Here is a 22,576-nt window from a genome sequence, read left to right as displayed (position 1 = left end):
CTTAGTCGAACTGTCCTTGCAGGACAGCCACCGCATCGAGCGGAGTCACATGATAAGAAATGGGATTCTGGTTCGCACCGGCCATGAGCGCGTGGGCGCAGGAGTGACCCGCGCCCATCATGTGGCCGAGCTCGTGGGCGATAGTGCCTTGGAGCGCCTCTGGGTACTGAGCGTTAGCGGTCTTGATGAAGAGCATCCCATGGTCCGGGTAGGCCGTACCTTGGACGTAACCGTTCGGTTCCGGCTTGTAGATGATGGCGATGGTGTCTTCATCAGCCTCGGACGGCGCTACTTCCTTAAGCGAGGCCTTCCCGTCGAGCGCGTCGTTCCACTCAGCTACCGCGGCATCGAGCTGCTCGCGGTAGGGGAAATCATCCGCCACCTTGTACTTAAGGACCCCGCTCTGGAAGTAAGAAGGAACGGAATCGGCATCGCGCAGAATAGACGGATCCGGAACGGGCTTTCCTTCATTTGCCAACTTGGTAATGGTGGCACACGTGCCTGGGGAAATAAGCGAACGGGTTTGGTCGCTCTTCGCAGTCGCTGCTGGGGCAGCGCTCAAAGCTGCAACAGCAATGGTCAAAATGGACAACGTCTTGCGCATCAGAAATACCTTTCGGGCTAGCAACTGCTTCGTTGACAGCCGAGAATATATTGATTTCTTAGCAAGCGCAAAGGTACTTCTTAGCTTATTTCCTGGTTGGTCAGCACACCTGCGACGAGCTCGGCACAGCGCGCTTCAGTTCCGCACACGCCCTATCGCGCGCATCTTGGAGGGGCGTCGGCAAGCTCGGCGCCTGCGGAGAAACCTCCACCGCACCGAGAACATCCGTCGTGAGATCCGCCGGGGAACCATAGGTATTAGCCGCCACACTATAACCCGGACCAAAAGAGGCACTCGCGTGAACTTGGCGATCATCCGACCACCCAAATTTCGTGCCGATGATGCCCGGGATTCGTGCGGTGCCAAAGCCCTGGCGGTAACCGTCGGCCGCTGTGGGCGCTGCCGTCGCCATGCCCTTCGTGATCGGCGCGGCAACCGGATCGCCAGAAATCACCCCGATGAAGCGCGTGAGATCCTCCGGCGCGCCGTACTTCAGCACCCACATGCCAAGGTATAGCTTGGCCAGGGATAGCGCGGCGCGGGACTCATGGCCATTTCCGGTAGAGACTGAGTTTCCGTCGGCATAACGCACGGTCATCTGGGTGCGTGGTGGAACCTTTTCAGGATCGAACGTCAGGGCATGGGCGGGTGGCGCCGTGAGAGCCGCAAGAGCAAGGCCAACGATGAGCGGGGTAGGTTTCAGCACGTGCATAGATTAACTCAAGTCACAATTTTAACAACCCCTAGTGAGGGCGCATTAACCAAACATACGTCCCACTCCAGGGGACTTCCGCGCGGCCCACATCGAGCGGGAGACCGACTGAAACCACACCTCGCCAGCATCTGTCATCTCAATTGTCTCCCCTTTAACAACTTTTCTTCCGGGGTAGACATCGTCGAGGGTGTGGCATAAACTCGTTTTCGAAAGGGGTTTCGAACAGTGGGGGGTTCGGATCCTCTCAGTAATTCACTAAAGAAAGAGGGGGGTTGCGCGTTTCGTGTCTTCCACTACAGATGTTGTTAATGCGTCCTATTTTTCTCATTCCAATCCAAATGATCCAGTCTGCGTGGCAGGTCAAGGTGTACGCCAGGCAGACTATGAATTCTGGTCCAGCGTTCTTCCCGCACTTGACGAGGACGCCGATACTGCTTGCATGCGCCTTGGGATAAAGACCGGTAAATCTGCTGGCGCGGTAGCCCGCATTATCATGGGCCTTCACCGCCTTACCGAGCTTCCTCAAGTAAAGGCTCTGCAAGATGCCAACCATTTGCTGGATTTAGCGGCTTTGATTGCCATCGATCAGGTGATGGCTAAACTAGGCCAGCCTTCAAAGGAGGTGGTCGCCGCAATTGATGCCTCATTAGCTCGGTGGTTTACCCCGACTAAGCCGAATCAGGTATTTCCCACCACCGCGCAGATTCGCCGCCGGATACGCGACCTCGTCAAAGTTCATGATGACTCCATCGCCGTGGAGGATAAGCGCCCAAAGAATCGGTACTCCATGATGACCCGCGCCCAGCGCGCCACCCTAGAACTCGAGGTAGACAGCAGCGTCGGAATCATCATCCATGAAGCAATTAAGGCAGCAGCCGAAAAGCATAAGGTGTCCATGGCGGAAGCGCTGATCCTCCTCACTACCGGAAAGGTGGAGCCAGAAGCTGCCCGAGTAGTGCTCCACACATATAAAGCCGACGATGTAGAGGACGCCCCGGTGTACGTAGAAGGACATGGCTGGCAAGTGGGAGACATCCCGGCTCAATCCACAACGGTGAGAGATTTGAGCACCAAGCCGGAGGCCTCTAAGAGCTACGGACCAGCCACGATGGTTCGCAAATACGTTGAAGGCCGCGATGGCACCTGCCGTGCCGCTGGTTGCGGAATGCCGGCGTGGTTGTGTCAGTTAGACCACCGGATTAACTACGCCGATGGTGGGCCAACGCATCCGGACAACATGGTGGCGTTGTGCCAGCACCACCACAATATGAAAACCGATGGACGGGCCTTTTATATCTTGGACCCGGATACCGGGGATGTGGTCTGGCTTTTTGAGGACGGAACTTGGGCAATCACAGAGCCTTCCGGGCCACTGGCTCCTAAGCGCAAGCGCTGGGCACGGACCATTGCACAAGATATTGAAGGATATCGCACCAGGAAGCATCGCGAGGCTCAGGAGCTTAAAGCCGAGCTAGACAAAGAACAACGAGAAGCCGCACGCCAAACAGAAAAGGCGAAGAACAAGAAATCTGAGGGTGGTGAGGAAATCCCCTTCTAGGAAGGATTCGTCGTTTACAACGACGAATGGGAGAGCCCTTCTACCCCATGTCGACTAGGAGCACTCCGCCAATGATCAACGCGATCCCTAAGCCCTTAAGCCAAGTGAAAGGCTCACGGAAAAGCATGAAGGATAAAAGAGCAGTAAGCGCCACGCCACAGGCAGTCCAGATTCCATAGGCCACACCTAGCGGTATGCCCTGACGGAGAGCCAACGACAAGAAAACATAGGAGGACACATAGGCCACGACGACCCACGCTACCCACGCCTTCTGCCCATGAACGGCCAGCATACGCAGGCCCAATGTACCGGCGACTTCGATGAGGATGGCAAGGGATAACCAGATCAAGGATTCACCTCCACGAGCGTGGTCTTCGGTGCCCTGCCGCCCATTTCAACGCAGACCACGCCGGCGATGATGCACCCCATGCCCACCAACATGAGCGGCGTGAGCTGTTCGCCAAAGAGGTACGCGGACAACCCTGCGGTAAGCACCACGCCGGTTGCGCCCCAGATGCCATAGGCCGCACCCACGTGCATGCCGCAGCGCAACACTTGGTGCAGGGCGGAAAAAGCGACGACGTAGCCCGCCACCACCACGACATAGACCGCGGGGTGCTCTAGCGCCGCCTTGAGGCATAAAGTCGCCACCACCTCACTGATGATGGCAATGCTCAAAAAGAGCCAAGCGCGCACTTTCACCCTCCCAGATCCGCCGCATCCAGACCGCACTTCGAAAGGATCACGCGGTCCCCACGGTGTGGGATACCTTCTTCATCCCAATGGACTTGGGCGGCGGAAGTGTGGGCGCGGCCGGTACTGTTAACCACCCGCCACCAGGGCAGTTCTGTGCTTTTCGACATCACCCAGCCCACATACCGTGGGCCGACGCCCGCCACTTTTGCGATCTCGCCATATGTGGAGACATTGCCGGGCGGTATGCGGCGCACAACCTCCGTAACCCTAGAGTTCGATGGGTTCTTCGGGGGCATCCTCAACCTCACACAAGGTCAGGGCCGCACCCGTGGAATCCTCGATCAGGCACAGGCGGCCGAATGGTGAATCGTGGGGCTCGCGAATGATTTTTCCGCCGTTATCCACCACAGCCTTCGCCGCTTGGTCGATATCCCGCACGCCCAGGTAGGTTTGCCAGAAACTCGGCAAGCCCTCCGCGTGCCAGAACCCGGCAAAGGCAGCGCCTTCCTCCTCTGCAACCGCGTAGTGCTCATCACCACGGATTTCCCAGTCGAAGAGCTCGCCATAAAAGTCCAACGTCGAGTGGAAATTCTCCGAGACCGTCAGCTCGTGCCATACCGGGGTCCCCGGCTCGCCGCCAGCAACGAAGCGGTCGAGCTCCGGCTGCGTCAAACCAAACATGGCACCACTGTTGTCCAGAACAAGCGCCAACGGCGCGCCTAATGCGAGGATCTTGCCGCCGAGTTGTTCTACCCGGGCGCAGTCGGCTTCCAAGTCGCGGGAAAGGAAGTACGTTGCCCAAGTGTCTTGGCCAGGGACGATCTCCGCGATCGGCAGGCCCTCCAGACGGGCAATGCCCTCTTCGAATTCCCAGCCCAACACGGCGGAATAAAACTCCTCGGAAGCCTTCACGTCGGAGCTAGCCAGAGTAATCCAGTAGGGCATTCCTACTTCTGCTTCAAAGGCGGGCATTAAAGGTTCCTCCACTTCTCCGGGTCGAAGTCATCATCGGCGGTGGCCTCATCAAAATAATCGTCGTCGTCTTCGACGACGCGGGCGCAGGTGTCGGAGACGCAGATGACGTCGCCAAGCGCCAGCGTTGCACCGCGCTGCTTAGTCACTTCCCCATTGACGGTGACCTGGCCTTGCTCGATAAGTTCTTTGGCCTCACCCCCGGTGGCGACCAAGGATGCCAGTTTGAGGAACTGGCCGAGCTTGATGGATTCTCCCTTAATTGAGACTTCTAGCATGCTGACCAGCATACCCAGCGGCTGCACTGAGCAGTCCCTCCACCAGAATGATGACGCCAAGCAGGGCAAACACTACGCCACTAAAGATATCGACACTGGCGGAGTTCTTCGCCATCCACTTCGACACCGCACGAGTACACAGCGCGACACCAACAAAAATAATGAGGCTTTCTATAACCAACACAGAACCAACCGTGGCATTGGCGCTCAAGCCCATGTCCGGATCGATAAAATTGGCAAAGATAGCGCCGAAGAAAATCAGAACCTTGGGGTTGGAAAGGTCGCTGACCAGGCCCATGCGGTACGCCGTGCCGAGTCTGATGATGCCATCCGGGGTGAACCCGCGCGGTTGAGGGTTCATAGTTGCCGGTGCACGGCGCTCTTTGATGCCACCGCTGATGGCAGAAAAAGCCATCCACAGCAGATAGCTGCCGCCGGCAACCTGCAGCGCCACCAGGATTTCCGGGTGCGCCGAAATCAATGCGGTAAGCCCCGCTAGCGAAGCAACGGTCCACATCATCAAGCCGGTGGTGCTACCGATTGCGGCCCACACCGCCGCGCGCGTAGAGCGTGCACCCAAACGAATAATCTGCACCTGAGGTTACCCTCGTTTAGTGGACACCCTATTTGTACGGATCTTGTGTCCGTAAGAGAGGATGTTCATTGTGAGTCAACAGCGCAAGAAGTACACGCCTGAGTACCGGCGTGAGGCCGCGAACCTGGTAATCGAGTCAGAGCGCCCGATTGCCCATGTGGCTAAAGAGATTGGTGTTTCCGCCGGGCTTTTAGGCCGGTGGGTCAAACTCGAGCGTGAACGCCGAGGAGCCTCAGATGGGATGAGCGAGGCTGATCTTCGTGCTGAGAATGCTCGTCTGCGCCGTGAGTTGGCAGAGGCCAAGATGGATAATGAGTTTTTGTCAAAAGCGACGGCCTTCTTCGCTGCGAAGCAACGCGAGCAGAAAAGTTCGAATTGATGCGGCAGGAGAAGGCGAACTACAGCATCAAGCGCATGGCACGGCTATTAAAAGTGTCTCGGTCTGGATACTACAAATGGGCCCATGTGCAGCAGAAACGACTATCCGGAAAGGATGATCGTGTTGCATTTTACGATGATGTTGACCGAAAGATTCATCAGATTTGGAAAGACTCTGATGAGGTTTATGGTGCTCCGCGGATCACCGCAGAGCTTGCCGAGCGCTACCGCATTTCGCTTAACCGTAAGACTGTGGCGAAGCGGATGCGCATGATGGGCATTGAAGGGATTTCACCGCGTGCGTTTGTTCCGGTGACAACGATTCAATCCAAGCGTAAGTCAACTCTTCCTGACCTGGTCAAGCGCATGTTTGATACTGGTGAGCTGAATCGGGTGTGGATGTCAGATATTACTTACCTGCGCACCAGCGAGGGCTGGTTGTATTTGTGCGCGGTCCGCGATGGTCATTCCCGCAGGGTACTGGGCTGGGCTATGGATAGTGTTCAAGACACACACCTGGTTGAACGGGCCCTGCGGATGGCGCATACGCTGCGCGGTGACGTTCCTGATGGGCTGGTGTTTCACGCTGACCGTGGAACGCAATTCACTAGCGAGAAGCTCTGGGAGGTCTGCCGCAGACTAGGCATTGCCCAGTCTGTGGGGCGTACTGGTGTGTGCTTCGATAACGCGATGGCCGAGTCGTTCTGGTCGACGCTAAAACCGAGTTCTACGACCGTAAGCGATGGCCTACCCGTGATGCCGCACGTAAGGCCGTTGCCTACTGGATTGAAGTCGTCTACAACCGTCGGCGCCGGCACTCTGCACTCGGAATGGTCAGCCCCGTCGACTTCGAGAACCACGCCGGCGCAATCAACAGCAGAAAAGAAATAGCTGCCTAACCCCTAGGTAGCTCCACTACGTGTCCACGATTTGCGGGCAACCCCACACCACGTCTGGTCCTGGCGAGGCCATCGCCGCGAACCACACACCCATTAAGGCCACTATGGCGCTGAATGCCATCTAACACCCCCATACTCACATGTGTTTTCACTAACGCATGCCACTATAAGAGGCGTCTCACCTGCAGCGAAACAGGTAATTTAGCTTTGCGTGCGCGGCTTAATGGTCATGGTGTCAATGTTGACGTGCTCCGGCAGCGAGGCCACCCAACGCACGGCCTCAGCGATGTCTTCTGCGGTGAGGTTGAGTTCGCCGTCATACACCTGTACAGCACGTTCGGTGTCGCCCCGAAAACGATTGAGGGAAAACTCCGCCGTGGCTACACGGCCCGGGTCGAGTTCGGTGACACGAACGCCGTGCTCCTCGATACGAAGTGCACGGGAAATCACGCGCACACCGTGCTTAGCGGCGTTGTAGCCGGAGCCGCCCTCGTAGACGTTCCAACCGGCAACGGAGCCCATGTTGATGATGAGCCCACCCCGCAGCTTCGGCATGAGGGCTTGGATCATACGGACAGTGCCTAGGACGTTGACGTCGTACATCCACTGCCAGTCCTCTACGGTGGTCTCCACGAGAGGTTCCAAGCCCTTCGCGCCACCGGCGTTGTTGACCAAGAGGTCCACGCGGTCGAGGTGGGAGACGAACTCAGCCACGGACTCGTCCGAGGTTACGTCGAGGGCGTGCGCCTCGCCGCCGATGTCCTTCGCGAGGGCCTCAAGGCGCTCTACGCGACGCGCACCGACGACAACATGCCAACCGTCGGCCGCCAACGCTCTTGCCGACGCCTCCCCGATCCCCGACGATGCTCCTGTGACGACTGCTACCTTTTCCATGCGCCCTAGGATAGGACTTCTTCCAGCTCGGCGCAGATGTTTTCGACGATCCCGGCCTTGAAATCAGCCGGGGTGAAGGTGCCATCCTTCATGTCGGTATTCAGCGAGATATCCAGCTGGGTGCGCAGCTGCTTCATAGAGAAGTTCGCCATGATGAGGCGCCACGCCTCTACCGCGCGGATGCCGCCGCTGAAGCTGTAGCCCACATACGCAATCGGCTTGCCTACCCACTCGGCGCCGAGGGAATCGACGGCGTTCTTGAAAGCGCCCGGCACGGAGTGGTTGTACTCCGGGGTGACAAAGATATAGCCGTCGCAGGAATCGACAGCATCGGACCAAGCCTGCACCTGCGGATCCTCGTAATTCTTGTTTGCCGCCATAGGAATGACGGAGGTGGTGAGGATCGGAACGTCGAAGGCCTTGAGGTCAATGAGCTCGTAGTCCACGTCGCGCCCCTGAGCGAGGTCGGTGACCCACTGGGCGATGGCCAGTCCGGCGCGGTCGTCGCGGGTAGAGCCGAGGATGATGCCGATTTTCGCCATAAGGATGCCTTTCTTAATTTGTTAACACGTCAACGTCTGAGGGTACGCCGATATGTCGACGCAATCGACAAGTCATCCAGATATGTCGAAAATTCTGAAAAAAATCGACATATCTGCTCAACATGTCTATTCTTTTACCATGCCAACCTATAGCCCGGACACCCCCTACAATGAGCTTCCACCCCTCCCCCCTGCAGAAGTGGTGGAAACCGTTCCCGTGCTTAAGGCCATCATCGATGCTAAGGAAAAACTGGCTGAACTGCGTACGGCCTGCCAGCTCATCCCTAACCCGGAGATCATCACCTCAACGATTCCACTGCGTGAGGCTCGTGCTTCCTCCGAGATTGAGAACATCGTCACCACTAATGACGAGCTCTTCCGTGCGGCGTGGCACGTCGATGCCGAGCCGACTCCTGCCACCAAGGAGGCTCTTCGCTATAACGCCGCGCTCCACGCTGGACTTTCCTCACTATCGCAGCGACCTCTATCAGAAAAGACAGCAAAAATCGTATGCAGCACCCTTCTAGATACTCAGGCCGAGGTGCGTTCACTTCCGGGCACGTTTATCGGTAACCCTGTAACGAAGGAGAGGCTCTACACCCCACCTGAAGGAAGGGAGATTATCGAGGACCATCTCGCAGCGTGGGAGGACTATATATATTGCAGCCACGACGTTGATTCCCTTGTAAAGATGGCACTGCTTCACTATCAATTTGAAGCAATCCATCCTTTCTACGATGGCAATGGGCGCACTGGACGAATCCTTAACGTCCTCTACCTCATCCAAGAAGATCTTCTTGAGCTGCCGGTTTTGTACCTGTCCGGGTATATCGTCGGAAACAAAGCAGACTACTATCGCCATCTCAACGCTGTGACAGCTAAGGGAGCATGGGAAAACTGGCTTCTTTTTATGATCCGCGGCGTTCACGCAGCGGCTGCCGACGCCTCCTCGATGATTACCCAGCTTCGGGCTATCCAGGAAAACACTGCGCAACGAATACGTTCTGCGGGCGTGATTAACCATCCCCTCGAGATGGCCGAGCTCATTCTTATCAAGCCCTATGTACGCATTACTGACGTGGTAGAGACGGGCTTCGTCAAACGCCAAACCGCCAGCGCGTGGCTGGCGCATCTCGTAGATTTAGGAATCCTAGAAGAAATCCAACAAGGCCGCTCCAAGGTTTTCCTTCACCGTGCCGCTCTCGATGTTCTGACTCGAGACTAAGAGGAGGGAATAGGATGGCTGACATGCATCACCCAGACGAAGGATCCTTTGAACGCATGACCAGCGGGCAGTGGTTCATGCCCAGTGTCAACGAGGAGGTTAGCGCCGAACATCGACGCGGCTTCCTGCTGGCCAAGGAGCTCAATGAGCTGCAAAACACCAACCCAGAGCGCGCGAAGGAGATTTTGCGGGAACTGTTGTCGCCCGAGTCCGAGGTTCCCGGGCTGCACACGCCGCTCAACGTCGAGTATGGCTGCAATGTGACCATCGGAAAAGACGTGTTCATCAACTTTGGTGCGACAATCCTGGCGCAGGCGCCTGTAACCCTCGGAGACCGCGTCATGATCGGGCCGAATTGCTCGCTCATCACGGTGGGCCACCCCGTCAACGATCATGAGATGCGGGCGGAGGGCTGGGAGATTGCGAAGCCCATTAGCGTCGGGCGCAACACGTGGTTCGGCGCCAACGTCACGGTGCTGCCGGGCGTGACCATCGGCGAGGATTGTGTCGTTGGAGCGAACACACTGGTCACCACAGATATCCCGGATAGGTCACTGGTGCTGGGTCAACCCGGTCGTGTGGTGCGCACGCTGGAGGACAACGAAGATAGGTGGGAGCGCCAGGATCTCGATGTTTGATCTCAAGGCGATCGGCAAGGGGCTACCCGTCCTGGAGACCATCGATTCTCTGCCTTCCGCCGGTCACGTCGTAGTCCAGGCTCCGCCCGGCACGGGTAAGACCACGCTCGTTCCGCCGGCGCTGGCTAACCAAGTAGAGGGCAAGGTTCTCGTCACCGCGCCGCGCCGCGTAGCTGTGCGTGCTGCGGCAAACCGCCTTCAAGAGTTGTCAGGCCAGCGCATCGGCTATGCGGTGCGCGGTGATTCCCGGAAGGGTCAGGACGTTGAATTCGTTACCCCCGGCGTTCTGTTGCGCCGCTTGCTGCGGGATCCGGAACTCTCTGGCGTTGGTGCCGTGGCCATCGACGAGGTCCACGAGCGCCAGCTCGATACTGACCTCGTACTCGGTATGTGCTTAGAGTTGGCGCAGCTCCGCGATGATTTTCGGGTTATTGCCATGTCCGCGACTGTCGACGCCACCCGCTTCTCCCAGCTCATGGGGAATGCGCCCATCCATTCCACCGAGGCCGTAACGTACCCGCTCGACATTTCCTATGAACCGATTCCGGGGCGCGCTGCGGGAGATCGAGACTTTTGGAAAGGCGTGGCGAGGGTTGCCGCGCGGCAGCACGAGTCCACGCTGGTCTTTGTGCCGGGAGTTCGCGAGGTCAACCTGGTGTGTGATGCCTTGAGCGGCCACAACGTTTTTCCGCTCCATGGCCGCCAAACCACGCAGGAGCAGGACGCTGCGCTGTATACGCGAGAACAGCGCATCGTGGTGGCCACCTCCATCGCCGAATCTTCGCTGACCGTGCCGGGTGTGCGCACCGTCGTCGATGCTGGGTTGTCCCGCGTCCCCAAGCGGGATGCGCAGCGCGGGATGAGTGGGTTGGTGACGGTGTCGACGTCGAAAAGCAGCGCCGATCAACGCGCCGGACGTGCCGGGCGTGAGGCGCCGGGTACCGTCGTCCGCTGCTATTCACAGGAGGACTACCAGCACTTTTCCCCGCATGTGATTCCGGAGATTCTATCCGCGGACCTCACGCAGGCGGCGCTGTTCATGGATTGTTGGGGCGCGGGGCCGGACTTCCCGTTGCTTGATCAAGCACCGGCACCCGCGCTTGCCGACGCCCACCGCACCCTAGATCTGCTCAACGCTGGCGAAGAGCTGGCGCTACTGCCGACGCACCCACGGTGGGGCGCGGCACTGTTGAAGTACGGTGCGGGGGCGGCGCAGACGATTGCCCGCCTGGATGATTCGGATCCGAAGCGGCTTGCCCGCCTGGTGCCCAACAAAGGTCCGGTGGACCCAGGCGTGGTGGTCGCAACTGCCTTCCCGGAGTTCGTGGCAAAGCGCGTAGGTGACAAGGAGTATTTGTTGGCGAGTGGCACCCGCGCGCGGTTTCTCGAGGATGGTCACGAGTGGTTGGCGGTGGCGGAGGTGTCGTTGGCACAATCTCGAAACGCCATCATTCGTGAAGCAGTGCCGATTGCGGAAAAGGACGCGCTCGAGATCATCGGCGTGACGGAGGAAACCCGAGCTTTTCTCGACGGCCCCAAAGTGCGCGGCGTACGGGTGCGTGCGGCAGGCGCCATCGTGCTGTCGGAAACCCCAGTGAAGGTCTCCGGTGATGAGGCGGTGGAGGCACTACGCAACTCCGGACAGGGTTTAAACCTGTTTCACTTCAGCGACAAGGCCCAGAACCTGCGGGAGCGTATGCGGCACTTACACGCTGCATACGGTGAGCCATGGCCGGACGTGGACGGTGATGATCTGAGCTGGCTGGAGCCGGAGCTGCACGAACTCGCTGAGGGGAAGCGCCCAGACATGTACCCGGCGCTGCAGCGTCTGCTGCCGTGGCCCGAAGCTAGCCGCTTGGATGAGCTCGCGCCGGAACGGTTATCGGTTCCGTCCGGACGTGCTGCGAAGATCGATTGGTCCGGCGAGCGCCCCGTGGTCTCCATCAAGTTGCAGGAATGTTTTGGGTTGGCGGAGTCTCCCGAATACTGCGACCATCGCGTGCAATTTCATCTGTTATCCCCCGCCGGCCGGCCACTTGCCGTCACCGATGATCTAGCGAGCTTCTGGTCCGGGCCCTATGCCGGTGTGCGCGCGGACATGCGCGGGCGCTACCCCAAGCACCCGTGGCCGGAGGATCCGTGGAATGCGGTGGCAACCGCAAAGACGAAGAACAGGATTTAACCCCACTGCTGCCAGGCCAGGTACACGCTCATCACCACGACGAGAGTGAGGAGTGCATAGCGGATGAGCTTCGCACCGCCGCCGAGCACTGTTCGCGCGCCCAGCTGCGCACCAATGATATTGGCCGCTGCGAGAACAAGTGCTAGGCCCCATACCACGTGCCCGCCCACGATGAAGACCACGAGCGCGCCGACGTTGGTACATGTGTTGACCACCTTGGACATCGCGGCGGAGGTAAGGAAGTTCTGGGAAAAGATGGCGGTGAAGGCCATGATGAGGAACATGCCGGTGCCGGGCCCAAAAATACCGTCGTAAAAGGCAATGGCCGCCACGGCGGCTAACCCGGTCCACGTGCGCCAGCCGCCGCGGATACCGTCTCCTTCGCCGCTCCCGAAGTCTGGGCGAAAGGCCACGAAAATGCCGACTGCCACCATGAGCACGATGATGACCGGCCGCATGACGTCCTTGTCCATGAGTGCGGCTGCTGCAGCGCCGAGCCCGGAGCATAGGAGGGCGATAAGGCCCATACGGATGAGCTCGCTCTTCGGCGGGCGGACCTTCTTGACGAGCGTTACGGCAGCAGATGCTGTGCCCGAGACCGCTGCCACTTTGTTCGTGGCCAGGGCTGTAGCCGGTGCAAGCTGGGGCGCGACCGCCAGAATGAGCGGAATGAGCACGAGCCCGCCGCCACCAATGACGGCATCGATCCATCCGGCCACGGCAGCGCCAATGGTGAGAATCGCCCAACCACTTAATCCGAAATCCATGTCCATCATTAAACTCGATTCCATGTCTGTTCGTACGAGATGGGTCATCGTGGCCCCGGGGTCAGCAGCACTCGGGGCATTGTTTAGCTACCTTCACGTACCCGCAGCCTGGATCCTCGGCGCCATCGTGGTCTCGGGAGCCATGGCCTTGACGACGGGCAAAGAACTCGCCGTTAATGAGCACTTTTATTCTGTCGCCCGCGGATTCATCGGAATGATGGCGGGCATACCTCTGACCTTAGTTCCTGCCTCCACCCTCATCGGCTTTGTGCCAGCCGCGGTGACGATGTCACTCATTACTGTTTTAATCGGCGTCGCTGGCGGTGTTCTGCTGCATCGTTCGCAGCCGAAGGATATTTCCTGGGAGACGGGTATTTTGTCGATGCTGCCGGGCGGGGCCTCCCTCATGCCGGCACTAGCTAGCGAGCTCGGCGCGGACTACCGCTACGTGGCGCTGACGCAATACCTGCGCCTTCTGGCGGTGTCGGTGTCGCTGCCGTTGGTGGTGTCGTTGTTGGATGCCCCCGCTGGTCACGGTGTCGACATGAGCGTCGACGGCGAGGCCACGTGGTGGGTAGTTCTGCTGACCCTCGCCATCGCTGTGGTTGGTGAACAGCTGGGCAAGCTGGTGCGTTTGCCCGCTGCTGCTGTATTGGGGCCGCTCATCGTGACGGTGCTGGTCGCGCAGGTTATTCCAGCCGGCCACACTCTGGAGCCGCTCTACGTGTTCAAGATCATGGCGTTTATGTCCATTGGCTGGGTCTGCGGTGGCGGGCTTTCAGTACCGGCACTGCGGGCCTTCGCCAAGCAGCTACCGGCGACGATCCTCTTCATCATTGTCGTGATCGGCGTGTGCGCGCTCACTGCTGTGCCTTTGACCACATGGCTGGACATAACCTACTTCGAGGCTTACCTCGCCACCTCACCCGGCGCGCTGGAGACGGTGCTCGCGCTATCGGCAGAAGGCGGCGCAGGACCAGCCGTGGTGGCCGTGCCGATTATTCGACTCCTCATCGGGCTGGTCATCGCCGGCTACCTGCCGCAGATTTTGCGGCTATTCCGCCGATAGTGGATAAATCACAGAGTCACTAGTGGATAAATCCAAGAGTCTGACAGCTAGTCCAGAATCGTCTCGCGCAGGATCGACATCGGCACTGAGCCCAGAGCCAATGCCTGGGAGTGGAAATCACGTACGTCCATCCCCTGTTCGACTGCGGCGTCGCGGGTCTGCTGCCACAGGCGCTGGCCCAAGGCATAAGACGGCGCCTGGCCCGGCCAGCCCAGGTAACGGGTGACCTCGAAGGAGAGGTTGGCATCGTCCATCGCGGTGTTCTCACGCATGAAGGTCTTGACGTGGGACTTGTCCCAGACACCGGACGCGGTGCAATCCGGCAGCGCCTTGCCCAAGTGGAGTCCGATGTCCACCACGACGCGGGCGGCGCGGAAGCGTTGGGCGTCGAGAAGCCCCATGCGGAAGCCCGGATCATCCATGTATCCCAGCTCCGCCATGAGTGCCTCAGCGTACAGAGCCCAGCCCTCACCGTGGCCGGAGTTCCACGTCACCGCACGGCGCCATAGGTTGAGATCCGGCTGGGTCAGCGCGGCACCAATCTGCAGATGGTGGCCCGGCGCGCCCTCGTGGTGGACGGTGGTTAGTTCCTGCCAGGTGTGGAAAAGCTCCTGGCCAGCCGGTACGGACCACCACATGCGGCCGGGGCGGGAGAAGTCATCAGACGGCGAGGTGTAGAAGATACCGCCGGTGCCGGCCGGGTCAATGCAGCACTCGATTTCTTTAACCGCCTCCGGGATGTCGAAGGCGGTGCCGTCGAGGTCCTTGATGACGCGGTCCGCGGTGGACTGCATCCACTCCACTAACGCGTCGGTGCCGTGCAGCTGGTAACGCTCCTCCTCGTTGAGTTTGCGCATAGCTGCGCGCACGGTGACGTCGGAGCCATAGAGCTCGTGGGCGATCTTTTCTTGTTCCGCCTTGATGGAGCGCACCTGGTCCATGCCCCACTCATAGGCCTCATCGAGGTCCACGACATCGCCGACGAAGAGCCTGGAGAAGCGCTCGTAGCGCTCGCGACCCACCGCGTCTTGCGATGGTGCTTGTGGTTGCAGCTCGTTTGAGAGCCAATCGGCGAACTCGCCGAAGGCTTCCTTGGCCGCGTCCACCTCTGGGCCCTCAACGCCAAGGTCCTCGAGCATGGAGCCGGCGTCGGCAAGCCGCTCGCATTGCACGAAGACATCGGAGATCTGGCGCTGCGGCGCCACCATGCCACGCGACGCCGCCTCCGTGAGGGACTCCCTGTAGCCGTTGAGGGAGGCCGCCACCTTCGACAGGCGCGAGCGCAACGCATCAAGCTGCTCCGGGGTGTCCTTCGGCATGAGCATGAGGGTGTCGCGGATGGTCTGCACCGGGGAGGCAATGTTGTTAAGGCAGCGGATGTCCTCACCGGCATGGTGTAGGTCAAGATCCAGGCAGAGACGGTCGCGCAAGACGGCGGCGGTGACGTAGTCCACCTCATCGAAGTCATCGTCATCATCAGACTCGTCGGTGGTGTCATCGAGGGCGTCGAGATCCGCCATCATCTCACGAGTGCGATCCGCCACGGAGGAGTAGTACTCCGGGGAGAAATCTTCCAACTCCCCGTCGAAGCCGGGGATTCCCCACGCGGTGGCATCGGTGGGCGTGAGCTGCGCGAGGTCGTGGACGAAGTTATCGCACGACGCGTCCAGCAGCGAAGGCTGGCGCTCTGCGTTCTGGTCAAAACTCATAAGGGCGAAGTCTAACGAAGATCCAGGGGGTTGGGCCAACCCAGCACCGCCTTATTTACCAGGTTGTTAGCTAATTGTTGCTCCACTTACTTCCCGGGCTCCTCCATGATGCAAATTGATCCAGGACTTCAGCTGGAAACGGGCTGACCACGAGCGCGTCGAGGAAGCGTTTTTGAACGAACCCCTCCTGCACCATTGCGGAGTACATGTTTATAAACGGCTGCCAGAAACCGTTGACGTCTACTAGGCCCACCGGGCCATCGAGGTTGCCTAATTGTTGCAGGGTAAGCACCTCGGTGAGCTCCTCTAGAGTTCCCACACCGCCCGGCAGGCACACGAAGGCATCCGCGAGTTCCTCCATGCGCGTTTTGCGCTGCGCCATGGTGTCCACGACCTCGAGCTTGGTAACCCGCTGGTGTGACATCTCGTAATCGACGAGCTGCCGCGGGATTACTCCGATGACGGTGCCGCCAGCTGCCAAGCAGGAATCCGCGACGATGCCCATCAGGCCCACGTCACCGCCGCCATAGACCAGGGTGAGGTTGCGCCGCGCGAGCTCCTCCCCCAAAAGGTGTGCGGATTGGCCATAGGCTTCAGAGTTTCCGACGGCGGAGCCGCAGTACACAGCAACAGAATCCATGAACACCACTCTAACGCAGGCACACTTCTAGACTATGATGTCTACTGAATCCCAATTTCTATTAGACAATGCGGTCTGGTGAATTTATACTTGCGCCATGATTAAATCTGGTCCCGTGTTCACTCGCCCCCGCACCCCGGCGGCGAAGTGCCTCCACATCATTCGACTCAATCCCGTTGTGACCCGCAGTGAACTTGTCGAAGCCACGGGGCTATCCCAGCCCACGATTACCCGCGCCACTGCCGCGCTTCTGGGCGCTGGGCTGATTCGCGAGCGCACGGATTTGACTCAGTCCCGCGGGCGCGGGCGCCCCACCGTGCCCCTAGAGATAGCGGATAATAACTGGATGCTCGCCGGCATTGCGGTTGGTACCGCCTTTACCCACATCGCCTTCTTCGATACCAAGGGGCGCACCCTCCGCGAGGAAGACGTGGCTACCCCGGTTTCGCGTTTGAGTGCAAGCGATGTCATCGAGCACATCATCGCTGGTGTCAATCGCCTGATGACCGGCCTGGATCTCCGTTTGGTTTCAGTCGGCGTGACCACCTCCGGAAGCGTCAACGAGGCCGGACGCATCACTGCCCACAACCTGGGCTGGGACGAGATGGACATCGCCAGCCGTCTGGAGTACCAGTTCGGCGTTCCGGTTGTCGTGTCTTCCGTCATCCCCGCCATCCTGGGATCCGAGACGCAGTCCGCGGAGCTGGGCGCGGAAAAGCCCGTCATGGTGCTCTACGCGGATGACTCCGTCGGTGCTGCGCTCACAGTCGGCGATGAAATTGTGCAGCTCGAACTCGACGGGGCTGACGCCCTGGCCACGCAGGCGATGCTTAATGAGACCGGCGGAGACTCGTTCCCAGCCGTGGTGGCGAATGCTGACGATCAGACGCGAGCGCTTCTCGACGATCGCGCGCGCTCCCTCGGCACCACCGCCGCTGAGCTGTTGACGGAGCACACGCCCGATACTCTCGTTGTGGCCGGCGGCGCCTTCTCGGATGATCCGGCGGCCCCGAAGCTCTTTGCTTCCGCCGTGCGCCAGGCCACCGATCACCCAGTGGAGCTGCGCATGATCCCCTCGCACACCGAAATTGTTCGCGCCTGCACCCGCGCTGTGGCGCTCGATCCACTGCTGCGCGTACCGCTGGAGCTCGGCCGCGAGGCGAAAGCTGCCTAAAAAGGGATCGAATTGATGCCCGTAAAAAGGTGGGCCTTGAGCCCGAGGCGCTGCGCGCCAGTGACGAAGTCGGGCCGATCATCGAAGAAGTGCGTGTCCTTGGCCTGCGCGCCCAGGGCATCGACGGCCACGAGGTAGGCCTCCGGATCTGGTTTAGCTACCCCGATATCGCAGCTCAGCGTCACGGCGGCGCATTCCTGAAGCCAGGTCTGCGTCTGGCGGATCCGGGTTCCCAGTACCGCCGGCACATTCGCTAGGATGCCGACGCTGTGGCCTTGACCGATGAGGTTTAGCACCGCACGAACTACCTGTGAGTCGGCAACCAGCAGGCGCTCAGTGTCCAGTTCGGTCGCGTGGCTGACGTCAAAGGAGTCCAGTTCAGTCAGCGCGCGGATGCGCCCCCAATATTGCGAATCACTCAGGTGCCCAGAATTATAAGCTGGGCGAAACTCCTCATAGAGCGACCAAAAGTGCTCCGGGTTTTCGGGACGGAGATAATCCTCCAGCTCAGCGTTCCCAGCGGGCCGCATGAGCACGCCGTAGAGGTCGAAGAGCAAAGTGGCCATGCGCCCAGTGTAGCCAGACCGCAATAGCGCCGGTCAGGGTGCCCGCCACGAAAAGCGGAAGCGACAGCGTGCCGTGGGCCCACAACGTCGAGATCGCTCCCACGAGGAACAAGCCGCCCACGCTAAACAAGGAGCGGCTCAGCGCCGTCGATGCCGCAGCCGCGCCCAACAAGAGGGCAAGTCCTGCAAACGGACCAAGCATGACGGCAAGAGCAAAGAAGAAGGTTCCCAGCGCCATGTTCGTTGCCGCCAGCCACGTGCCGCCGACCAATGCGATCACAAGGCCGGCCAGGGCACCGCAAATGAGCATCAGGCGCGTTGTAGTCATAAAAGAAATTCTCCCACCAACCGCAGGGGGCTGTGGGAGAATTCGTGCAAACTATATGGCTTCGTTACCGTTGCGCCAGCGAACCATCGATGCGCAGCAGGCCCGAGCCGTCATTGCCCACCAGCTTGAGCTGGTCAATGATCTCGGACACGGTGGACTCCTCCTCAACCTGCTCCTCGAGGAACCAGTTGATGAGGGCGCGGGAATCGAGATCCCCGGCGGCATCCGCGGTGCGGGCGATCTCCCGGATCTGCTCCGAGACCTTCTGCTCATGCGCGAGGGAGGCCTCAAAGGCATCGAGCGGGGTGGCGGCCTTGACGGAGCCGACCTGGATATCCCCCAGCTCGACGCGGTAGCCGCGGTCCAGCAGGTGCTCAGCAAATTTCTGTGCGTGCTCGCGCTCTTCCTCTGCCTGCTTGAAGAACCAATCGCGCATGCCCGGGAAGGACAGGTTGTCCATCTCGTAGGCCAGCTGGGTGTAAATCAGGGCTGCGCCGTGCTCGTTGATGACCTGCTCGTTAAGGAGGGTTTGCAGCTTCTCGTCCATGAAAGTGATTCCTTTCGTCTGTTTGGTGTTACCCACAATACAGAAAAAATTCGGGCACGCTAGCAAGGCGATCTTAAGCAAACTCGCACGTCATAACACTTTTTCTGATAGGTTTACCTAACTCAAACCGGAAATCCTCTGGTAGCGCGCGAGGCTAACGCCATCGAGGCCGCGGAATTCCACCGCTATGCCACGGCTTGCGTACTTGTTCTCCACGGACTCGAGTACCGCGACGGTCGAGGCATCCCAAATATCGGCCTCCGAGAAATCCACGATGATTTTGTCCACCGGCAGGGTGTAATCGAAGGCGTAGACCAGATCGTTCGAAGAGGCGAAGAAGAGCTGGCCGCGCACGGTGTAGACGTTGCCCTCCAGCTCCACCGACACCAGGTGCGCCACGCGGCGTGCAAAGGCCACCGAGGCGGTCAGGACGCCGAGGATCACACCGACCGCCAGGTTATTTGTCACCAGGGTGCCAATCACCGTCACGAGCATGACGAGGGTTTCGCTCAACGGCATGCGGTGAATCGTGCGCACCGAGTGCCAATCCACGGTGTGGAAAGACACCATGAACATGACCGCCACGAGCGCGGCCATGGGGATTTTTCCTACGGTATCGCCCAACACGAGGATGAGGATGAGGAGGAAGACGCCGGCGAGGAACGTCGACAAGCGCGTGCGCGCCTGGGATTCCTTGACGTTAATCATGGTCTGGCCGATCATTGCGCACACGCCCATGCCGCCGATGGCCGCGGCGAGCATGTTGCCGATGCCCTGGCCCACGGATTCGCGCGTCTTATCGGAGTGGGTATCCGTGAGGTCGTCGACAAGCTTGGCGGTCAGCAGGGATTCCATAAGGCCGACGAGTGCAACGCCCAATGCATAGGGAAGGCAGAGGAGAATAGTCTCCTTCGTCCAAGGTAAGTCCGGAATAACAAAACCGGGCAGGGAGGTCGGCAGCTCGCCTTGGTCCGCGACGTTGGGAACCTGCCAGCCGAAAATCACAGTGAGTGCGCTAACCACGATAATCGCGACGAGCGGGGCGGGGATCACCGTGGTAATCCGCGGCCACACCACCATGATGACGAGGCCTAGCGCGACAAGGGGGTAGACCAGCCACGGCACCTGCCACAGGTGGCTCAGCTGCGCCGTGAACATGAGGATGCCCAGGGCGTTGACAAACCCCAGCATGACGCTGCGGGGGATGAAACGCATGAGCTTGGCGACGCCCAGCACTGCCATCACTACTTGGAGAATTCCCGCCATCCAGATGGTCAGCAGCACGTACTGCAGGCCATGCTCATGGGCAAGTGGTGCGATGACGACGGCGACAGAACCCGCCGCGGCGGAAATCATGGCTGGGCGCCCGCCGGTGATGGCAATGGACATCGCCATGATGACGGAGGCGAAGAGCCCCACCTTAGGGTCGAGGCCGGCGAGGATGGAAAAACTTAAGACTTCCGGGATGAGGGCGAGCGCAACAGCAAGCCCGCCAAACACCTCCTTGCGGAAGCGGGCGGGCGAGCTAAAGGCCGCGCGGAAAGAACCGGCGGAGGCTTCTGGCATTAATGTCCTTCCTGGAAAGAGCCATCGCGCGTGATGACTGGCAGGACGGACCATGCGAAGTTGATCCACTGGTCGGTCTTCTTCCACGAGAAGTCCGGCTCAAAGATGGTGGTCGGCTTGGTGTAGATGACTGCGGACTTGACCTCGGACGCGGTCTGCTCGAGCAGGTTGACCACGAGGTCGAGGGTCTTGCCGGAATCGGCCACGTCATCAACGACGAGGACCTTCTTGCCCTTGAGCGAATCCGTATCCAGCTGCGGGTTAAGGAGAATCGGCTCCGGAAGGGTCTCACCGATATCGGTGTAGAACTCCACGTTGATAGCACCCATCTCCTTGACCCCGATGGCGTAGCCAATGGCGCCGGCTGGGATCAATCCACCGCGGGCCACGCCCACGATGAGATCCGGGAACCAGCCCGAATCAACGATTTCTTGGGACAGGAAGCGACTGGCCTCACCGAAGACCTCCCACGTCAGGTTCTCGCGTTCCGGGTTCCACCACTCCGGGGTGCTCATCGTCTAGGTCTCCTTCGCCAGATTGTGCATTTCCCTCAGTCTAATCATCAACCTCAACGGAACGGAACCTCTCCCACCGTTCGGCGCAATTTGCGGGTGCGCAGCCGCTCCGGATTCTCCGCTAGGGCCTCCACCGCGCGCACCGCGCACATGACGTGCGCCTCCTTCGAATTGGAATAAAAGGCCTGCGCTTGGGCGGGAAGTTTGGGCACGGCGTGCAGGGGTAGATCGGAGACCGACAACAGCGTGCCGTAGGGGATGCGGTAGCGGTAGCCGTTGGCGGCGAGGGTGCAGGATTCCATATCTACTGCCACCGCAGTGGAGTGTCGCAGCCATTCCCACAAGTCCCGGGAGGTGCGCCACTCCCAGTTGCGGTCATCGGTGGAGAGCACCGTGCCGGTGCGCATGAGCGAATTGTCTTTCCCGTATACCTCTTCGACGGCGGCCTCCAGCATGCGTTGGATCTCCGGGATGGCGGGAATCGGGTTGCTGGTAGTGACGGTGCCGTCGAGGATGTGGTCCTCGCGCTGATAAGCATTGCCCAGGATGAGGTCACCGATGCGCATGCGGCCATCGAGCCCTGCGCAGTGTCCGATCATGATCCAGGCCTCCGGGCGCAGCACCGCCAAGCAGTCCGTGATGGTCTTGGCGTTAGAGGGGCCCACGCCGATATTGATCATCGTGATGCCATCGCCGCCGGCGGTGATGAGATCAAAGCGGGGCATCTGGTAGCGGGAGGTGAGGGTGAGCTCGTCGACGTCGAGAAGCACCGCGTCATTGGGGTGGATGGTCTCTCCCGTGGGCAGCACGAGTGCGGTGTAGCGGGAGTCTTCCCGCGCCAGTTCGCGCAGGCCGAACTTGACGAACTCGGTGGTGTGCATGGCGTAGTTGGTGAACAGGATGTACTTCTGCACGGTGTCCACCTCGATGCCGGTGTAGTGCTCGATGCGGGCGCAGGCGATGTCGAAGCGCTGCGCACCAAAATGGAACAGTGGTTTTTCTTTGCCGTGGAAGGCTTTCCAGGCGCCGTCCACGATTCCGTCATGCACCGCATCGAGGGTGGGCCGGGGGATGTCGCCACGGTCCTGGGGAATCTGTGTAATCCCCCGGATATATTCCGGCGGGATGCGCTCATCCGATTGACCGACGTAGAGATCGCACGGGTAGTTGTTGCTAAGCCGCGTGAGCTGCTCTATCAGGTAATCACGAATCAGCCATGGTTTGGATATCACTGCCGAGTAGCGGCCCTCTTGGTCCACGTAGCCGAAGGGCTCGGAGCGGTCGATAGGAGTCCACTGACGCACATGCACGGTGATCTTTGGGTACACCACGTGGCGGTAGGCATCGTGGTCCCCTGAGGCCAGTGCTTCACGTGCCAGCGCACAGGAACTGTCATAGAGCTCGCAGAGACGAGCAACCGCTTCGTTGACGGAGTGGACATGCTGCAGGTCGGTCATGCCCGCGAGTGTATCCATGAAAGAAGCCCGCCGCGGTGAAGCGGCGGGCCCTATCCCCATGA

General features: G+C 59.8%; 25 protein-coding genes and 1 pseudogene. 7 read left to right on the top strand and 19 right to left on the bottom strand.

Annotation, left to right across the window (positions count from 1 at the left end):
* Position 1: 1 nt before the first annotated feature.
* Complete coding sequence (locus HWX44_RS08430) at positions 2 to 604, bottom strand: hypothetical protein (RefSeq protein WP_046647030.1); 603 nt, start codon at positions 602 to 604, stop codon at positions 2 to 4.
* A gap of 100 nt (positions 605 to 704) precedes the next feature.
* Positions 705 to 1,310, bottom strand: coding sequence for a hypothetical protein (locus HWX44_RS08425; RefSeq protein WP_175974159.1), 606 nt, complete (start codon positions 1,308 to 1,310; stop codon positions 705 to 707).
* A 292-nt stretch (positions 1,311 to 1,602) separates the two neighbouring features.
* Here HWX44_RS08425 and HWX44_RS08420 point away from each other — a divergent pair, with 292 nt between their 5' ends.
* Complete coding sequence (locus HWX44_RS08420; protein WP_175974157.1) at positions 1,603 to 2,877, top strand: HNH endonuclease signature motif containing protein; 1,275 nt, start codon at positions 1,603 to 1,605, stop codon at positions 2,875 to 2,877.
* A 40-nt stretch (positions 2,878 to 2,917) separates the two neighbouring features.
* Here HWX44_RS08420 and HWX44_RS08415 read toward each other — a convergent pair whose 3' ends face one another.
* The 6 genes from HWX44_RS08415 to HWX44_RS08390 are packed head-to-tail and all read right to left on the bottom strand — an operon-like array spanning position 2,918 to position 5,418.
* Positions 2,918 to 3,226 (bottom strand): DMT family transporter, encoded by a 309-nt coding sequence (locus HWX44_RS08415; protein WP_158397285.1) that lies wholly within the window; start codon positions 3,224 to 3,226, stop codon positions 2,918 to 2,920.
* Positions 3,223 to 3,573 carry a DMT family transporter gene (locus HWX44_RS08410; protein ID WP_175974156.1) on the bottom strand — a complete coding sequence of 117 codons (351 nt, stop codon included), beginning with the start codon at positions 3,571 to 3,573 and terminating at the stop codon, positions 3,223 to 3,225. Before HWX44_RS08410 ends, HWX44_RS08415 begins: the two co-directional genes overlap by 4 nt.
* A gap of 2 nt (positions 3,574 to 3,575) precedes the next feature.
* The gene (locus HWX44_RS08405) at positions 3,576 to 3,869 is read right to left on the bottom strand and encodes an MGMT family protein (protein ID WP_102234559.1); all 294 of its coding nucleotides are present in this window, start codon (positions 3,867 to 3,869) and stop codon (positions 3,576 to 3,578) included.
* On the bottom strand, positions 3,841 to 4,545 hold the full coding sequence (locus tag HWX44_RS08400) for a VOC family protein (RefSeq protein WP_046648598.1): 705 nt from the start codon (positions 4,543 to 4,545) through the stop codon (positions 3,841 to 3,843). Before HWX44_RS08400 ends, HWX44_RS08405 begins: the two co-directional genes overlap by 29 nt.
* Positions 4,545 to 4,823, bottom strand: a complete 279-nt coding sequence (locus HWX44_RS08395) for an RNA-binding S4 domain-containing protein (RefSeq protein ID WP_046648682.1) — start codon at positions 4,821 to 4,823, stop codon at positions 4,545 to 4,547. The genes HWX44_RS08400 and HWX44_RS08395 overlap by 1 nt, the downstream gene beginning before the upstream one ends.
* Entirely contained in the window at positions 4,804 to 5,418 is a 615-nt protein-coding gene (locus tag HWX44_RS08390) for a LysE family translocator (protein WP_175974154.1), read from the bottom strand. The genes HWX44_RS08395 and HWX44_RS08390 overlap by 20 nt, the downstream gene beginning before the upstream one ends.
* Positions 5,419 to 5,479: 61 nt before the next feature.
* Between HWX44_RS08390 and HWX44_RS08385 the strand changes: the two are divergent.
* Positions 5,480 to 6,695 (top strand): annotated as a pseudogene (locus HWX44_RS08385) (IS3 family transposase).
* Between the two features lie 201 nt (positions 6,696 to 6,896).
* Here the strand turns inward: HWX44_RS08385 and HWX44_RS08380 are convergent.
* Positions 6,897 to 7,589, bottom strand: a complete 693-nt coding sequence (locus tag HWX44_RS08380; protein ID WP_175974152.1) for an SDR family oxidoreductase — start codon at positions 7,587 to 7,589, stop codon at positions 6,897 to 6,899.
* 5 nt (positions 7,590 to 7,594) lie between these two features.
* The gene (locus HWX44_RS08375) at positions 7,595 to 8,131 is read right to left on the bottom strand and encodes an NADPH-dependent FMN reductase (RefSeq protein ID WP_046648604.1); all 537 of its coding nucleotides are present in this window, start codon (positions 8,129 to 8,131) and stop codon (positions 7,595 to 7,597) included.
* Positions 8,132 to 8,213: 82 nt separating this feature from the next.
* On the opposite strand from HWX44_RS08375, the gene HWX44_RS08370 reads away from it, so the two are divergent.
* From HWX44_RS08370 to HWX44_RS08360, 3 genes are read left to right on the top strand one after another with little or no spacing between them, the layout of a single operon-like run.
* Positions 8,214 to 9,356: a Fic family protein gene (locus tag HWX44_RS08370; protein WP_049156716.1), complete on the top strand. Its 1,143-nt coding sequence runs from the start codon at positions 8,214 to 8,216 to the stop codon at positions 9,354 to 9,356.
* Positions 9,357 to 9,379: 23 nt separating this feature from the next.
* Positions 9,380 to 9,994 carry a sugar O-acetyltransferase gene (locus HWX44_RS08365; protein ID WP_369816117.1) on the top strand — a complete coding sequence of 205 codons (615 nt, stop codon included), beginning with the start codon at positions 9,380 to 9,382 and terminating at the stop codon, positions 9,992 to 9,994.
* On the top strand, positions 9,987 to 12,176 hold the full coding sequence (locus HWX44_RS08360) for an ATP-dependent RNA helicase (RefSeq protein ID WP_175974151.1): 2,190 nt from the start codon (positions 9,987 to 9,989) through the stop codon (positions 12,174 to 12,176). The genes HWX44_RS08365 and HWX44_RS08360 overlap by 8 nt, the downstream gene beginning before the upstream one ends.
* On the opposite strand, the gene HWX44_RS08355 is transcribed toward HWX44_RS08360, so the two are convergent.
* Positions 12,173 to 12,949, bottom strand: a complete 777-nt coding sequence (locus tag HWX44_RS08355; protein WP_374704006.1) for a TSUP family transporter — start codon at positions 12,947 to 12,949, stop codon at positions 12,173 to 12,175. The genes HWX44_RS08360 and HWX44_RS08355 overlap by 4 nt on opposite strands.
* A 16-nt stretch (positions 12,950 to 12,965) precedes the next feature.
* On the opposite strand from HWX44_RS08355, the gene HWX44_RS08350 reads away from it, so the two are divergent.
* Positions 12,966 to 14,012, top strand: a complete 1,047-nt coding sequence (locus HWX44_RS08350; RefSeq protein WP_254868144.1) for an AbrB family transcriptional regulator — start codon at positions 12,966 to 12,968, stop codon at positions 14,010 to 14,012.
* Between the two features lie 47 nt (positions 14,013 to 14,059).
* Here HWX44_RS08350 and HWX44_RS08345 read toward each other — a convergent pair whose 3' ends face one another.
* Together HWX44_RS08345 and HWX44_RS08340 are read right to left on the bottom strand one after the other, a co-directional pair.
* Positions 14,060 to 15,721 (bottom strand): DUF885 domain-containing protein, encoded by a 1,662-nt coding sequence (locus HWX44_RS08345; protein ID WP_175974147.1) that lies wholly within the window; start codon positions 15,719 to 15,721, stop codon positions 14,060 to 14,062.
* Between the two features lie 70 nt (positions 15,722 to 15,791).
* On the bottom strand, positions 15,792 to 16,361 hold the full coding sequence (locus HWX44_RS08340) for an LOG family protein (protein ID WP_175974145.1): 570 nt from the start codon (positions 16,359 to 16,361) through the stop codon (positions 15,792 to 15,794).
* A gap of 97 nt (positions 16,362 to 16,458) precedes the next feature.
* Between HWX44_RS08340 and HWX44_RS08335 the strand changes: the two genes are divergently transcribed.
* Positions 16,459 to 17,535, top strand: a complete 1,077-nt coding sequence (locus tag HWX44_RS08335; protein ID WP_175974142.1) for an ROK family protein — start codon at positions 16,459 to 16,461, stop codon at positions 17,533 to 17,535.
* Here the strand turns inward: HWX44_RS08335 and HWX44_RS08330 are convergent.
* From HWX44_RS08330 to amn, 6 genes are all read right to left on the bottom strand, one after another.
* Positions 17,532 to 18,101 carry an HAD-IA family hydrolase gene (locus tag HWX44_RS08330; protein WP_049156695.1) on the bottom strand — a complete coding sequence of 190 codons (570 nt, stop codon included), beginning with the start codon at positions 18,099 to 18,101 and terminating at the stop codon, positions 17,532 to 17,534. The two genes, HWX44_RS08335 and HWX44_RS08330, sit on opposite strands and share 4 nt — an antisense overlap.
* Entirely contained in the window at positions 18,043 to 18,429 is a 387-nt protein-coding gene (locus HWX44_RS08325; protein ID WP_046648617.1) for a hypothetical protein, read from the bottom strand. Before HWX44_RS08325 ends, HWX44_RS08330 begins: the two co-directional genes overlap by 59 nt.
* 64 nt (positions 18,430 to 18,493) lie before the next feature.
* Positions 18,494 to 18,976 carry a ferritin gene (locus tag HWX44_RS08320; RefSeq protein ID WP_046648618.1) on the bottom strand — a complete coding sequence of 161 codons (483 nt, stop codon included), beginning with the start codon at positions 18,974 to 18,976 and terminating at the stop codon, positions 18,494 to 18,496.
* 117 nt (positions 18,977 to 19,093) lie between these two features.
* Positions 19,094 to 20,542: a SulP family inorganic anion transporter gene (locus HWX44_RS08315; RefSeq protein ID WP_175974140.1), complete on the bottom strand. Its 1,449-nt coding sequence runs from the start codon at positions 20,540 to 20,542 to the stop codon at positions 19,094 to 19,096.
* The gene (locus HWX44_RS08310; protein WP_046648620.1) at positions 20,542 to 21,057 is read right to left on the bottom strand and encodes a phosphoribosyltransferase; all 516 of its coding nucleotides are present in this window, start codon (positions 21,055 to 21,057) and stop codon (positions 20,542 to 20,544) included. The genes HWX44_RS08315 and HWX44_RS08310 overlap by 1 nt, the downstream gene beginning before the upstream one ends.
* 53 nt (positions 21,058 to 21,110) lie before the next feature.
* Positions 21,111 to 22,514 (bottom strand): AMP nucleosidase, encoded by a 1,404-nt coding sequence (gene amn / locus HWX44_RS08305; protein ID WP_175974138.1) that lies wholly within the window; start codon positions 22,512 to 22,514, stop codon positions 21,111 to 21,113.
* Positions 22,515 to 22,576 lie beyond the last annotated feature (62 nt).

This window comes from Corynebacterium sp. Marseille-Q2823, assembly GCF_903645345.1.
Lineage (GTDB): Bacteria > Actinomycetota > Actinomycetes > Mycobacteriales > Mycobacteriaceae > Corynebacterium > Corynebacterium hiratae.
The sequence above is the reverse complement of the archived record's forward strand: the minus strand, read 5'-3'. Positions and strand labels throughout refer to the sequence as shown.

Bases quoted from the DNA above. Each gene is read 5' to 3' on its own strand.
- HWX44_RS08430 (WP_046647030.1), bottom strand. From the start codon at position 604: ATGCGCAAGACGTTGTCCATTTTGACCATTGCTGTTGCAGCTTTGAGC.
- HWX44_RS08405 (WP_102234559.1), bottom strand. From the start codon at position 3,869: ATGCCCCCGAAGAACCCATCGAACTCTAGGGTTACGGAGGTTGTGCGC.
- HWX44_RS08400 (WP_046648598.1), bottom strand. From the start codon at position 4,545: ATGCCCGCCTTTGAAGCAGAAGTAGGAATGCCCTACTGGATTACTCTG.
- HWX44_RS08395 (WP_046648682.1), bottom strand. From the start codon at position 4,823: ATGCTAGAAGTCTCAATTAAGGGAGAATCCATCAAGCTCGGCCAGTTC.
- HWX44_RS08380 (WP_175974152.1), bottom strand. From the start codon at position 7,589: ATGGAAAAGGTAGCAGTCGTCACAGGAGCATCGTCGGGGATCGGGGAG.
- HWX44_RS08375 (WP_046648604.1), bottom strand. From the start codon at position 8,131: ATGGCGAAAATCGGCATCATCCTCGGCTCTACCCGCGACGACCGCGCC.
- HWX44_RS08370 (WP_049156716.1), top strand. From the start codon at position 8,214: ATGTCGAAAATTCTGAAAAAAATCGACATATCTGCTCAACATGTCTAT.
- HWX44_RS08365 (WP_369816117.1), top strand. From the start codon at position 9,380: ATGCATCACCCAGACGAAGGATCCTTTGAACGCATGACCAGCGGGCAG.
- HWX44_RS08360 (WP_175974151.1), top strand. From the start codon at position 9,987: ATGTTTGATCTCAAGGCGATCGGCAAGGGGCTACCCGTCCTGGAGACC.
- HWX44_RS08355 (WP_374704006.1), bottom strand. From the start codon at position 12,949: ATGGACATGGATTTCGGATTAAGTGGTTGGGCGATTCTCACCATTGGC.
- HWX44_RS08350 (WP_254868144.1), top strand. From the start codon at position 12,966: ATGTCTGTTCGTACGAGATGGGTCATCGTGGCCCCGGGGTCAGCAGCA.
- HWX44_RS08345 (WP_175974147.1), bottom strand. From the start codon at position 15,721: ATGAGTTTTGACCAGAACGCAGAGCGCCAGCCTTCGCTGCTGGACGCG.
- HWX44_RS08340 (WP_175974145.1), bottom strand. From the start codon at position 16,361: ATGGATTCTGTTGCTGTGTACTGCGGCTCCGCCGTCGGAAACTCTGAA.
- HWX44_RS08335 (WP_175974142.1), top strand. From the start codon at position 16,459: ATGATTAAATCTGGTCCCGTGTTCACTCGCCCCCGCACCCCGGCGGCG.
- HWX44_RS08330 (WP_049156695.1), bottom strand. From the start codon at position 18,101: ATGGCCACTTTGCTCTTCGACCTCTACGGCGTGCTCATGCGGCCCGCT.
- HWX44_RS08325 (WP_046648617.1), bottom strand. From the start codon at position 18,429: ATGACTACAACGCGCCTGATGCTCATTTGCGGTGCCCTGGCCGGCCTT.
- HWX44_RS08320 (WP_046648618.1), bottom strand. From the start codon at position 18,976: ATGGACGAGAAGCTGCAAACCCTCCTTAACGAGCAGGTCATCAACGAG.
- HWX44_RS08315 (WP_175974140.1), bottom strand. From the start codon at position 20,542: ATGCCAGAAGCCTCCGCCGGTTCTTTCCGCGCGGCCTTTAGCTCGCCC.
- HWX44_RS08310 (WP_046648620.1), bottom strand. From the start codon at position 21,057: ATGAGCACCCCGGAGTGGTGGAACCCGGAACGCGAGAACCTGACGTGG.
- amn (WP_175974138.1), bottom strand. From the start codon at position 22,514: ATGACCGACCTGCAGCATGTCCACTCCGTCAACGAAGCGGTTGCTCGT.